10 protein-coding genes and 1 tRNA gene are annotated in these 11,871 nt (G+C 68.6%); 5 read left to right on the top strand and 6 right to left on the bottom strand.

What is annotated here, in order from left to right:
• Positions 1 to 102: 102 nt before the first annotated feature.
• Positions 103 to 840: a DICT sensory domain-containing protein gene (locus tag P1K31_RS06675; RefSeq protein WP_276305507.1), complete on the bottom strand. Its 738-nt coding sequence runs from the start codon at positions 838 to 840 to the stop codon at positions 103 to 105.
• A 228-nt stretch (positions 841 to 1,068) separates the two neighbouring features.
• Here P1K31_RS06675 and P1K31_RS06670 point away from each other — a divergent pair, with 228 nt between their 5' ends.
• From P1K31_RS06670 to P1K31_RS06650, 5 genes are all read left to right on the top strand, one after another.
• On the top strand, positions 1,069 to 2,961 hold the full coding sequence (locus tag P1K31_RS06670) for a 2-oxoacid:acceptor oxidoreductase subunit alpha (protein ID WP_276305506.1): 1,893 nt from the start codon (positions 1,069 to 1,071) through the stop codon (positions 2,959 to 2,961).
• A 2-nt stretch (positions 2,962 to 2,963) separates the two neighbouring features.
• The gene (locus tag P1K31_RS06665) at positions 2,964 to 3,899 is read left to right on the top strand and encodes a thiamine pyrophosphate-dependent enzyme (protein ID WP_276305505.1); all 936 of its coding nucleotides are present in this window, start codon (positions 2,964 to 2,966) and stop codon (positions 3,897 to 3,899) included.
• A gap of 84 nt (positions 3,900 to 3,983) precedes the next feature.
• Positions 3,984 to 4,412 carry an HTH-type transcriptional regulator LrpA1 gene (lrpA1, locus tag P1K31_RS06660; RefSeq protein WP_276305504.1) on the top strand — a complete coding sequence of 143 codons (429 nt, stop codon included), beginning with the start codon at positions 3,984 to 3,986 and terminating at the stop codon, positions 4,410 to 4,412.
• A 44-nt stretch (positions 4,413 to 4,456) separates the two neighbouring features.
• Positions 4,457 to 4,939 (top strand): SRPBCC family protein, encoded by a 483-nt coding sequence (locus P1K31_RS06655; RefSeq protein WP_276305503.1) that lies wholly within the window; start codon positions 4,457 to 4,459, stop codon positions 4,937 to 4,939.
• A 65-nt stretch (positions 4,940 to 5,004) separates the two neighbouring features.
• The gene (locus tag P1K31_RS06650; RefSeq protein WP_276305502.1) at positions 5,005 to 5,898 is read left to right on the top strand and encodes a DMT family transporter; all 894 of its coding nucleotides are present in this window, start codon (positions 5,005 to 5,007) and stop codon (positions 5,896 to 5,898) included.
• A 490-nt stretch (positions 5,899 to 6,388) separates the two neighbouring features.
• Here the strand turns inward: P1K31_RS06650 and P1K31_RS06645 are convergent, their stop codons facing one another.
• The 5 genes from P1K31_RS06645 to P1K31_RS06625 all read right to left on the bottom strand — a co-directional run bounded on the left by P1K31_RS06645 (position 6,389) and on the right by P1K31_RS06625 (position 11,794).
• On the bottom strand, positions 6,389 to 7,048 hold the full coding sequence (locus tag P1K31_RS06645; RefSeq protein WP_276305501.1) for a hypothetical protein: 660 nt from the start codon (positions 7,046 to 7,048) through the stop codon (positions 6,389 to 6,391).
• Positions 7,049 to 7,205: 157 nt separating this feature from the next.
• On the bottom strand, positions 7,206 to 8,135 hold the full coding sequence (locus P1K31_RS06640) for a hypothetical protein (protein WP_276305500.1): 930 nt from the start codon (positions 8,133 to 8,135) through the stop codon (positions 7,206 to 7,208).
• A 477-nt stretch (positions 8,136 to 8,612) separates the two neighbouring features.
• Positions 8,613 to 8,687, bottom strand: a tRNA-Glu gene (locus tag P1K31_RS06635).
• Between the two features lie 75 nt (positions 8,688 to 8,762).
• A complete protein-coding gene (locus tag P1K31_RS06630) occupies positions 8,763 to 9,899 on the bottom strand; it encodes a helix-turn-helix transcriptional regulator (protein ID WP_276305499.1) in 1,137 nt (378 codons plus the stop codon).
• A 131-nt stretch (positions 9,900 to 10,030) separates the two neighbouring features.
• Positions 10,031 to 11,794, bottom strand: a complete 1,764-nt coding sequence (locus tag P1K31_RS06625) for an acyl-CoA dehydrogenase family protein (RefSeq protein WP_276305498.1) — start codon at positions 11,792 to 11,794, stop codon at positions 10,031 to 10,033.
• Positions 11,795 to 11,871: the final 77 nt, after the last annotated feature.

Below are 11,871 nucleotides of genomic sequence, written 5' to 3'. Positions count from 1 at the left end.
CACCGCCGCCCGCGGTCGAACGCTGTTGTCATTGTCCTACAGACAGGCCGAACGCGTGATAAGGGCCTCGAAAGGCGTCGGCGGGTGCGGCGGTCGCCGCGCTCATCGGGCCGCGTCGTCGCCGCCGGTCTCGACGAGTCCGTACGTGTTCCGCAGGTGGTCGACGATCCAGTCGACCGTGTCGGGGTCGTAGGTCCAGAAGCCGTAGTACCGGCGCGGCTCGCGCTCCTCGGCCAGGAGCGCGCACTTGTTCGCGTCGACGCCCGCCCCGTCGTAGACGACGAACCACGAGTTCGCGATCTCCCTCGAACGTTCGACGTGGACGGTGAACGACTCGTGGTCGGGAACCTCCCCGTCGGGAACCGCGTAGGCGTGGACGTCGAGGTTCCGCCGACCGCCGAGCTGCTCGTAGACGTCGAGCTGGGTACCGAGTACCGAGAGCTTCTGGAAGCCGGCGTGGAGTTCGCCGCTCCCGACGCGCCAGGCGCGGTCCTCGATCTCCCGCGAGGCGGCGATCATCTGTCGCGTGTCGTAGGAGGTGAACATGGTCTCGTCGAGGTGATCGAGGATGGGCCGGTAGGGACTGTCGCGCTCGAAGTGCGGCTCCGTCGCGCGCCGCGGATTGACGAGGTCGTCGACGTCGGCGGCCGTGAGGAACTCCTCGTCCTCGCTGAGGACGACGTAGTCGCGCGGCCCGCCCGCCGCCTCCCCCCGCTCGACGACGACGTTGCGGTCGGCGAAGTGCTCGCGCAACGTCTCGGTGACGCTGGCGTCGGCGTTGAAGACCGTGAGCGTCCGCTCGTGGGCTTCGACGCCAGCTATCAGTTCGGTGAGAGACATACCTCCGTGTGAAGCCACACGACACCGCGTCATATAGACCTTTACCCGGCCCCGACGGGGCGGTTTCTCGACACGACCCGAAGCGACCGGACGAGCGTTCGGTCGTTCACGGACGACCGTGTCGATATTTACCAATCTATCATAATCAATGTGTGCTAACGTATGGTAAACGCTTTAGTTCGCACGATCCGTTTTCCCGGGTACGGACCTTCGGGCCGTTGATTTCACATGACTGACAACGAACTGGTCTGGCGCATCGCCGGCGGTTCTGGTGACGGGATCGACTCCACCAGCCAGAACTTCGCGAAGGCGTTGATGCGCTCGGGCCTCTCGGTCTTTACGCACCGGCACTATCCGTCGCGCATCCGCGGCGGCCACACGTACGTAGAGGTACGCGCCTCGGGACAGGAGGTCAAGTCCCGCGGCGACGGGTACAACTTCCTGCTCGCGCTCGGGGACAGCTTCGCGCGCAACCCCCAGCAGGAGGCGTACTACGGGAACGAGGAGGTGAAGCCGCTGTCGGAGAACCTGGACGAGCTCCGCGAGGGCGGCATCATCGTCTACGACGAGGGGCTGCTCGACGCGAGCGAGATCGAGGGCTTCGAGGAGCGTGCCGAGGAGAACGACTGGCACGTCTACCCGCTCGACCTCCGCGGCATGGCCCGCGAGCACGGCCGCGAGGTCATGCGCAACACGGCGGGCGTCGGCGCGACCGCCGCCCTCCTCGGGATGGACACCGCGCCGTTCGAGCAGCTCATGGAGGAGCGCATGAGCGGCGACATCCTGGAGCAGAACGTCGAGATCCTCGAGATGGCCTACGAGCAGGTCGCCGAGATGGACCACGCCCACGACCTGCGGATCCCCGAGGGCGAGCACGACGAGACGCAGGTGCTCGTCTCGGGCAGCACGGCCATCGCCTACGGCGCGCTCGACGAGGGCTGCCGGTTCATCGCCGGCTACCCCATGACGCCGTGGACCGACGTGTTCACGATCATGTCCCAGAACCTGCCCGACGTGGGCGGCATCTCCGAGCAGGTCGAGGACGAGATCGCGGCCGCCGCGCTCGCCCTCGGCGCGAGCCACGCGGGCGCGAAGGCCATGTCCGGCTCCTCGGGCGGCGGGTTCGCGCTCATGTCCGAGCCGCTCGGCCTCGCCGAGATCACCGAGACGCCGATCGTGCTCGTCGAGTCGATGCGCGCCGGCCCCTCCACGGGGATGCCGACGAAGCCCGAGCAGGGCGACCTGGAGCACGTCCTCTACACGAGCCAGGGCGACTCCAACCGCGTCGTCTTCGCGCCGGGCACCCCCCAGGAGGCCTACGAGCAGATCCGGACGGCCTTCCGGATCGCCTACGACTACCAGATCCCCTCGATCCTCGTCTACGACCAGAAGCTCTCGGGCGAACTCCGGAACCTCCCCGAGTCGTTCTTCGACCGCGAGCCGAACCCCTCGCTCGGGGCGACGCTCACGGAGGAGGAGATCGCGGAGGCGGCCCACCACGCCTCGGGGGCGTTCAACCGCTACACCTACGACCCCGAGAACGGCGTCAGCCCCCGGTCGCTCCCCGGTCAGCGGGACGGCCGCTTCCTGGCGTCGGGTAACGAGCACAACCCCCAGGGGCACATCAGCGAGGACCCCGAGAACCGCGTCTTCCAGATGGACCGCCGCATGCGGAAGCTCGAGTCCGTCCGCGCGGAACTCGACGACGCCGAGGAGTCCAACCAGACCGTCCACGACCCCTCGGGCGACGCCGAGTACGGCATCCTTACCTGGGGCAGCCACCAGGGGACCGTCGAGGAGGCGGTCGACCGCCTCAACGAGGGCGGCCACTCGGTGAAGTCGATGGGCGTAAGCGACCTGATGCCCTACCCGAAGGACGAGGTCACGGCGTTCCTGGAGTCGGTCGACGAGTGTCTCGTCGTCGAGATGAACGCGACGGCACAGTTCCGCGGGCTGACGCAGAAGGAACTCGGTCGGTTCGGCGAGAAGCTGTCGAGCCTGCTGAAGTATAACGGAAACCCCTTCGAGCCCGCGGAGATCGTCGAGGGCTTCGAAGCGAGCATCAACGGCGGGGACCTCCCGGGAGAGACCACGAAGTACGTCCCCGCGGCAGGTGACTGATCATGAGTAGTTCATTCAGCGCGATCGGAGAGGAGCGAGAGATCGACCAGAACGAGTTCACCCCCGGCATCGAGCCGCAGGCGACGTGGTGCCCGGGTTGCGGCGACTTCGGCGTCCTCAAGGCGCTGAAGGGCGCGATGGCCGAACTCGGGAAGAACCCCGACGAGGTGCTGCTCGTCACGGGCATCGGCTGCTCGGGTAAGCTCTCGTCGTACTTCAACAGCTACGGGTTCCACTCGATCCACGGGCGGTCGCTGCCCGTCGCCCGCGCCGCGAAACTCGCCAACCCCGACCTCGAAGTGGTCGCGGCCGGCGGCGACGGCGACGGCTACGGCATCGGCGGGAACCACTTCATGCACACCGCCCGGGAGAACCACGACATGGTCTACATCGTGTTCAACAACGAGATCTTCGGGCTGACGAAGGGGCAGACCTCCCCGACCAGCCCGAAGGGGCACAAGTCGAAGACCCAGCCCCACGGGAGCGCGAAGGACCCCGTGCGGCCGCTCTCGATGTCGCTCGCGGCCGGGGCGTCCTACATCGCCCGCACCGCGGCGGTGAACCCGAACCAGGCCAAGGAGATCATCAAGGAGGCGGTCGAACACGACGGCTTCGCCCACATCGACTTCCTCACGCAGTGTCCGACGTGGAACAAGGACGCGCGACAGTACGTTCCCTACACGGACATCCAGCAGGACGAGGAGTTCGACTTCGACGTCGAGGACCGCAGACAGGCCGGCGATGCGATGTACGAGGCCGAGTCGCGCCTCTACGAGGGCGAGGTGCTCACCGGGCGGTTCTTTAAGAGCGACCGCCCCTCCTACGGCCAGGAGAAGCGCGCGACGGGCGAGATGCCCGAGACGCCGCTGGCCGAGCGCTACTTCGACGACTCCTACGAGTGGGAACGCAGCTACGACCTGATGGAACGCCACCGCTGACGACCGGCGAGATTCAGGATCGGCTGACGGTACACCGTTTGCACTTTCGCAAGGTATTTTTTCCCGGACGCAAAAATAACGTCAATGAGCGCTGACGCCACCGAGGATCGCATCCTGTCCGTGCTGGAAGCGGATGCGCAGGCCTCCTACGCCGAGATCGCAGAGCGAGCGGGGGTGTCGAAGCCGACCGTCCGGAAGTACATCAACAAGCTCGAGACGGACGGCGTCATCGTCGGCTACTCCGCCGACGTCGATCCCAAGAAGCTGTCCAGCACGTCGATCGCCATGGTCGGCATCGACGTGGCGAGCGAACGCTACGTCGAAGCCACGCGGGCGCTGAAGGCGCTGGACGAGGTCGAGGCGCTCTACTCGTCCTCGGGCGACCACATGCTCATGGCGGAGATCCGCGGCCCCGACGGCAACGCCGTGGGCGAGTTCATCAGCGAGCAGATCCTCTCGATCGACGGCGTCACCGCCGCCCACCCCTCCTTTCTCCAGGAGCGGTTGAAGTGACCGCCTCCGGTGGCGATTAGGTCGCTCCGACCGACGTTCCGCGCATGGCCGTATTCGAACGCGAGGCCCGCGTCGACGCGCCGTTCGAGACCGTCTGGCGGTTTCACTCCCGCATCCAGGGGCTAGAGGCGCTCACGCCGGGGTTCCTGAACCTCGAGATCGAGCGCGTGATCGGACCGGACGGCGAGCGGAACCCCGACGCGCTCGCGGCCGGGACCCGCGCGTACGCCTCGGTGCGCCCCTTCGGCGTCGGTCCGCGTCGGCGGTGGGTGTCGGTCATCGTCGAGCGCGAGGAGGGCGAGGACGCGGCGCACTTCGTCGACGAGATGGAGGGCGGGCCGTTCCCCCGATGGCGGCACACTCACCGGTTCGAGCGCGACGGCGACGGGACGGTGGTCCGCGACCGCGTCGAGTACCGCCTGCCGTGCGGTCGGCTCGGGGCGGTCGCCGCCGCGCTCGGCGACCTCGGCTTCGAGCCGATGTTCCGCTACCGCCACCACCGGACGCGGACGCTGCTCGAGGGGTGACGGAGCGATGTGAGGGAGCGGGGCGGAAGGACAACCGGTAAGCCGGTCGTCTACGGACCTGTGACGTGGTCCGCGACTCGGCCTCCGTCCCCGTCCCCCCCGCACTCGCGCTCGGCGTCGCCATCCTCGCGGTGAGCACGAGCGCCATCCTGATCCGATGGAGCGCCGCGCCGAGCGCGGTGAAGGCGTTCTACCGCGTGCTGTTCACGCTCGCGATGGTCGCGCCGTTCGCGCTCTTCCCTCCGGACGCCCGCGCCGACTTCGGCGCGCTCTCCCGCCGCGATCTCGTCGGCGCGACCGTCGCGGGCGCGGCGCTGGCCGTGCACTTCGGCGCGTGGTTCGAGAGCCTGGAGTGGACGAGCGTCGCCGCGAGCGTCACGCTCGTGCAGGCCCAGCCGGTGTTCGTCGCGGTCGGCGCGTTCCTCCTGCTCGACGAGCGGGTGACCGGGCGGACCGTCGCCGGGATCCTCGTCGCGCTGGTCGGGATGGCGCTCATGGCGTCGGCCGACCTCCTCGGCGGCTCGGCCGTCGGCGTGCGGCCGCTCTACGGGAACGCGCTCGCGGTCTTCGCGGCCCTCATGACCGCCGTCTACGTGCTCGCCGGGCGGTCGCTCCGGCGTCGCGTCGCGCTCCTCCCCTACGTCACCGTCGTCTACGCCGCGTGCGCGCTGGCCCTGCTCGCGTTCGTCGTCGCGCGCGGCCACCCGCTCTGGCCGTATCCGCCCCGCGAGTGGCTGCTCTTTCTCGCGATGGCGGCGGGGCCGGGGATCTTCGGCCACACGGTGATCAACTGGGCGCTGGCGCACGTCGAGTCGAGCGTCGTCAGCGTCTCGCTCCTCGCCGAACCCGTCGGCAGCACGCTCCTCGCGCTCGCCCTGCTCGCGGAGGTCCCCGGACCGCTCACGGCGCTCGGAGGGGTGGTCGTCCTCCTCGGGATCTACGTGACCGCACAGGGGTGAGGGCGCTCACCCCGACGATGATGTCGTCGACGCGGCGCTCGCCGTCGAGCCGTCGCCATCGGTTCACGCTTCGAGGCCCTCGACGCGGGTACTCACCCCTACCACCCGTCCGTAGCAAGATCGTATCAGGCGACCACTATTTTCGAAACGCGTACCGGTCGAGAGAGACGACTGTACCCGTCGGCGGTCGTTCGATCGCCCCGGTCGCCGCGAGCGGCTCCGTCGATGGCCACAAAACTCATTGAGGTAGACCCGGACCAACGACTGTCGACGTCGCCGCGCGCGCGACACCGACGCTCGACGCCGGGATCGGTTCGGCTCTACGGCCGTGCTGCCATCACGTCCCGGCTCTTACCCATCCTCCGATCCGTTTCGACCTGCCGGCGGATCCTCACCGCTTCCGCCTCGCTCACGTCGTCGTCTCGCTCACGTCGCGGCACCCCGCTCCTCGAACTCTCGCATCGTCGCGCTCCAGGCACGAGCGACACCGTCAGCTCGTCGTCCCACCGCCGGAAGGTTCCGAGACGGGGCGACCGTCCACGTAGACGGTCGTGTTCCCCCCGGTCCGGACGCGAGTCACCGAACCGGTGAACTCGTAGGTGTCGGTACCGCCGCCGACCTCGCCCGTCACCTGGGAACCGTTCGCGGCGATGACGTCCGCGGCGTCGTTCGGATCGCGCGGACCGCTCCGGCGGAGTTCGCCGGACACGGCGATCGTGTAGGGCTCCATCCGCCCGCTCTCTCCGGCGAGACGGAGGTCGTGCCAGCCGTCCCCGGACGCGTTCGCGCTGGCGTTCGATGAGGAGACGGACGTCCCGTTCGACCGCTCGCCCGTCGGCGCTGACGTCGGGGTCGACGTCGGCGTCCGCGCTCCCGTCTGACCGGATTCGTTCCCGGCCGGTGCGTCGGCCGGCGTCGATTCCGTCCGGGGGCCGGGAGCGTCGGTCGCGTTGCCGCCGCCCGCTCCCGTCGGTGGCGCGTCGGCACCGGCGTCGATCAGGCTCGGGACGCCCCAGACGACGAGCGTGACGACCCCGGCCAGGACCACGATGGTACTGACCGCGACGATCGTCCGGTCGCCGACCTGTCCGAAGACTCCCGATTGCCGCTCATCCCCGGCCGGCGGATCCCGAGCACGATCGGAGGGCATGAGAGACGAGACGTTCCAGCCTCCTTTATTTATTATTACGCTAATTTATTGATTCAATAAAACCTACTGGTACGGATACACTGTCGCTGTGGCGTCGCCGCCACCGAACGCGGATCGCGCGAACGTGCGATCGTCTATCGTGACCTCGCCGGGAGGGCTATCTCGAGGGCGACGTCCAGACGTGCGTCGGTCCGGACGCGCCCCGGGGGGCGGGGAGGGCCACCACGTCGAGGGTCGTCGCGGCGAGCCCGGCGCTGAACAGCGCGGCGTGCTGTTCGCCGAGTCGGTCGAGCGTCCGTATCGCCTGCGCCTTCGCCAGCGCGGCGAACTCGCGGCCGAAGAAGGAGCGAACGTCGCCGCCGGTCGCGCGGGCGGCGGCCGCGAGAAGCGGGCTGTTCGGGACCGCCTCGCGCAGCGGGTGGGAGAGGCCGTCCTTCCAGAGGCGGTCGTCGCCGACGAAGTAGTCGAACCCGTCGATCCGACAGAGGCGGGCGGTCGTCTCCCCGGCCGCGACGTCCAGGTAGAGGACCGTCTTCGAGTAGACCGTTCTCCAGCCGAGGTGGACGAGCAGCGCGAACAGCACCGGGTCGTACGATCGGTCGTCCCCGTCGCCGCGGGCGAACCGCTCGATCGCCTCGTCGACCGTCAGCACCGTCCCCGGATCGAACGGCGTCTTCCGGCAACAGGCCTCCACGAACGGACGGACCGCCTCCCGGTCGAGCGTACCGAGCGCGAGGAGGAAGCCCGCGAGACTGTTGTCGGCCGCGAGGTCGGCCGGCGGGACCGATTCGAGGAGTCGGCGGGCGACCGGGACGTGGCGCGCGCTCGCCCGTCGGTCGTCGGACGCGGAGACCGTCTCCCGCGGGTCGGTCCCGTCGACGGTGTAGAGGACGTCGAGCGCCGCGAGCGCCGCGACGAGGCCGCCGTCGAGGTAGTCGTCCGCCGCGAACCCCGCCTCGTCGAGGATGCACTGTCCCCGCGGCGTCACCTGCACCGTCCGCTCGGCCGCGTCGGTCGACCCGTCGTCGGCGCGGATGACCCACCGCTCGCCGTCCCTCGCTACCCGCGCTTCGTGCAACCGGGGCATGGTCGTACGACGAACGAATACCCGCACGAACATATCCGTTTCTGTGAATGAGTGGGGATGATGAATGATCCCCGAGGGGCGTGAAGGAATATCGGGATCGGGGCGTGAGCGCTGTGTCGATCAGCGGTGTGCAAGACGGCGGTACGCTGTCCCTCCTCGGATCCGAGGACCGCATTCGCTCCTCACGTTCGTTCGTCGCAGAATGCTCCGTCGGGGAGTTGAACCACGCCCGAGAACCTGCGCGAAGCGCAGAACCTCGGTCTACTTCAAATCGCCAGAGTGATCGCACTCTCTCGCTCTGGAACGCGCGGAGACGATACTCCGCGCGTGAGTCGCTCGAGAAGTGCTCCGTCGGGGATTTGAACTCGTGAAGACGTTCCGGGCTGTGGCGCTTCGCACCGTTCCGGGCGTGCGACTTCCCTGCTCAAATCCCCTCCCTGCGCGCTGCGCTCATTCGCAAAAACTCGTTCGCTGTAGTGCTCCGTCGGGGATTTGAACCCCGGTCATTGCCTCGAGAGGGCAATATGATTGGCCGGACTACACTAACGGAGCGCCCGACGCGTCCTGCGTCCGTATTCACGAGTATCGGGGAATGACGCTTAACGGTTCCGCTTCGACCGTCCTTTGTCACTCGTCATCGAACGGCGAGCGGGTCGCCTCGGGTTCGTCGCCCGCGCGGCTGATGATGTTCTCGCGGCCGACGCGGAGCTTGCTGATGTACCCCTCCTCCTCCATCTCCGAGAGGAGCATGCTCACCTTCGACTTCGACCAGCCGGTCTCCTCGACGATGTTGACCTGCTTCATCCGACCGCCGTTCACGTCGAGGAGGTCCATCACCCGGTCCTCGTCGGTCATCAGGGCCTCGTCGGGGACCGATGGCTCCGCGACGGTCGCCGATCGGTCGGCCCGTCGCTCGCTCGCGGACGTGCCTCCCGGCGGGACCGTCGGCCCCCCCGACCCGCCGTCGCCTCCGGTCCCGAAGCCGGCGAACCGGTCGAACAGGTCGAATCGATGGGCGACGAAGGCCCCGACGGCGAGGAGGGCGACCGCCGCGCCCGCCGACCACAGCGGGCCGAGGCCGCCGAACGACCGCGACGCGACGGGGTCCGAGTCCGTCGTCGCGTTCCCCTCCGCCGACTTCGGTTCGAGCACCACCTTGGGGTGCTCGTTGAGGAACTGTTTGCCCTCCGCGCCGCCGACCCAGACGACGGTACCGTCGGTCTGCTGTCTCGGCTGTGGAGCCGCGGAGACGAGGGTGAGGCTGTCGTCCCAGGAGACGACCAGGCGCTGGTTCGGGCCGAGGTAGAGACCGCCCTCGAAGACGTCGCCGACGATGAGGCGCTCGCCGTCGGTCTGCGCGAACTCCGTCCAGACGAACGACATCTCCACGACGCCCTGATTGCCGATGGGGGTGACGTACGCGCGTTTCTCGAACCCACCGGCGGACATCTGCCGCCCCGTCACCTCCGAACCCGCCGCCGTCAACCGGTTCGAACGGTTCACGAAGTTCCGGTAGAGCGGCGTCTCGCTCCCGTTGAACTCGCTCGCGAACGACTCGAACTGCTCGCGCTGGGTCGCGTTGTCGAGCGTCCGCTTGTAGACGAACGTCCAGCGCGCCGATCCGTTCTCGTAGACCTCGATGTCGAACTCCGTCCGATCGAAGTCCTGCGTCTGCAGGGATGCGTCGGCGGTCGCGACGCCGGTAACCGTCGAAGAACCGACAAGAATCGCGGCGAATAGAACAACCACTAGCGCGCGCGACATCTACCGTATCCAAACCAATCACGATATAAATTTCCTGCGACTAACTACTGAGGCGTGCGTGACGATATCACGGCCTCGAACCGCCAGACGGCTCGGCTGGGCGGTGGCCAGCGAGCCGACGGAAGCGGCGGTCAGTCGTTCGCCGCCTCGGGTTCCGCGACGGTCGGCTCGACGGCGGCGTAGCGGACGAACGCGTCGAACTCGTCGATCGCCTGACGGTCGCCGTCGGTGATCCCGCGGGCGGTCCGTCGACCGAAGCGGGCGGTCGCGAACTCCCGCGTCACGAGCGCCGCCCGACCGTCGCCGTCGTCGATCTCCGCCTGGGCGACGGCGAGCAGTTCCGCGGCCGCGAACACGTCGTAGACGTAGTCCGCGAGCTCCTTGGCCTGTAACTGGGCGTAGTCGGTGTCGGCGGCAGCGAGGGTGTCGAGGGCCGACTGCAGGTCGTCGAACTCCGCGGCGACGGCGTCGCGGGCCGCGGCCAGCGACCCGTGTTCGACCGCGTCGAGTCGCTCCCGGACGGCGGGGACGAACACCTCGTGGGCCGCCTCGCGCGCGAGGACGCGGAGCACGTCGAGCGAGAGGACGTTCGAGGTGCCCTCCCAGATCGGGAGCACCTGCGCGTCCCGGAGCATCCGCTCGGTAGTGAACCCCGAGACGTAGCCGTTGCCGCCGAGCACCTCGCAGGCGTAGGACGCCGCCTCGACGGCCTCCCGCGCCGTTCGGTACTTCGCGACCGGGACGAGCAGGCGCATCAGCCGGTAGGCCTCCTCGTCGTCATCGCGATGGTACCGCTCGAACAGCCGCGCGGCGGCGAAGGTGACGGCGACCGCGGCCTCGTAGTCGACGGTCATCTCCACGAGGTCCCGGCGCATGAGCGGATACTCGTCGATGGTCCGGCCGAACGCCTCGCGGTTCGCCGCGTGGACCTTCGACTCGAGGAGACAGCGTCCCATGATGCCGACGCTGGCGGCGGCGTTCGAGAGCCGCTCGTAGTTGAGCATCTCCGTCATGTAGCGGAACCCGCGCTCGGGTTCGCCGACGAGGTAGCCCTCCGCGCCGCGGAATTCCACCTCCCCGGTCGGCACGGAGATGGTCCCGAGCTTGTCCTTCAGGCGGCGGTAGAGCTGGTCGTTCAGCTCCCCGTCGGCCTTCGTGTGCGGGACGAGAAACAGCGAGAGCCCCTCGGTCCCCTCGGGCGCGCCCTCGCGGCGGGCGAGCGCGAGCGTCCCCTCGGCGTCGATGTTCGAGCAGAACCACTTCTCGCCGGTGAGGCGGTAGACGCCATCCTCGTCGGTCTCGACGGCCGTCGTCTCGTTCGCGCCCACGTCGCTCCCGCCCTGCCTCTCGGTGAGGAACATCGCCCCCTCGATGTAGTCCTCGGCGTCGCGGGTCGTCAGCCGGTGGAAGTACTCCTCGAGGCGTTCGCCGTCCGCGAACCGGTCGAGCACGAGCGCCGCTCCGACGGTCATCGACGCCGGACAGACGAAGCCGGGGTCGGCGTACGATAACAGTGACTGAAGCGTCAGCGCGTGGACGAACCCCATCGGCGCGTCCTCGCCCGGCGGCGCGTGGAACGCGTCGTGTGCCAGGCCGAAGTCGCTGTAGGCGATGCGCTCGGTCTCCTCGAGCGCGGGGTGGTACTCCACGCGGTTCTGCACCTCGCCGTGGCGGTCGTAGGTGTGCAGTTCCGGTCCGTGGGCCTCGACGGCCTCGGAGTTCTCGACGACGGTCGTCCCCACGACCTCGCCGAACTCGCGCAGTCGGTCGCTCGCCCACGCGAATGACTCGGAGGGATACGCGCGCTCCGCAGCCCGCCGCAGCGTCGGGTCGAGCTCCCAGTAGTTGCAGTCGCGCCCCGCGTCGAGCGCGGCGTAGTCGATGGGCTCGTCCATGTCCGTAGCACTTCGACTGAGCGTATAATCCCTGTGGGCGACGGTGCCACCGTCCACGCCGACGCCGAGCGTTCTCC

It is taken from the genome of Halomarina halobia (assembly GCF_029338575.1).
GTDB lineage: Archaea > Halobacteriota > Halobacteria > Halobacteriales > Haloarculaceae > Halomarina > Halomarina halobia.
This window is presented reverse-complemented; position numbering and strand designations above follow the sequence as displayed.

Bases quoted from the DNA above. Each gene is read 5' to 3' on its own strand.
- P1K31_RS06675 (WP_276305507.1), bottom strand. From the start codon at position 840: ATGTCTCTCACCGAACTGATAGCTGGCGTCGAAGCCCACGAGCGGACG.
- P1K31_RS06670 (WP_276305506.1), top strand. From the start codon at position 1,069: ATGACTGACAACGAACTGGTCTGGCGCATCGCCGGCGGTTCTGGTGAC.
- P1K31_RS06665 (WP_276305505.1), top strand. From the start codon at position 2,964: ATGAGTAGTTCATTCAGCGCGATCGGAGAGGAGCGAGAGATCGACCAG.
- lrpA1 (WP_276305504.1), top strand. From the start codon at position 3,984: ATGAGCGCTGACGCCACCGAGGATCGCATCCTGTCCGTGCTGGAAGCG.
- P1K31_RS06655 (WP_276305503.1), top strand. From the start codon at position 4,457: ATGGCCGTATTCGAACGCGAGGCCCGCGTCGACGCGCCGTTCGAGACC.
- P1K31_RS06645 (WP_276305501.1), bottom strand. From the start codon at position 7,048: ATGCCCTCCGATCGTGCTCGGGATCCGCCGGCCGGGGATGAGCGGCAA.
- P1K31_RS06640 (WP_276305500.1), bottom strand. From the start codon at position 8,135: ATGCCCCGGTTGCACGAAGCGCGGGTAGCGAGGGACGGCGAGCGGTGG.
- P1K31_RS06630 (WP_276305499.1), bottom strand. From the start codon at position 9,899: ATGTCGCGCGCGCTAGTGGTTGTTCTATTCGCCGCGATTCTTGTCGGT.
- P1K31_RS06625 (WP_276305498.1), bottom strand. From the start codon at position 11,794: ATGGACGAGCCCATCGACTACGCCGCGCTCGACGCGGGGCGCGACTGC.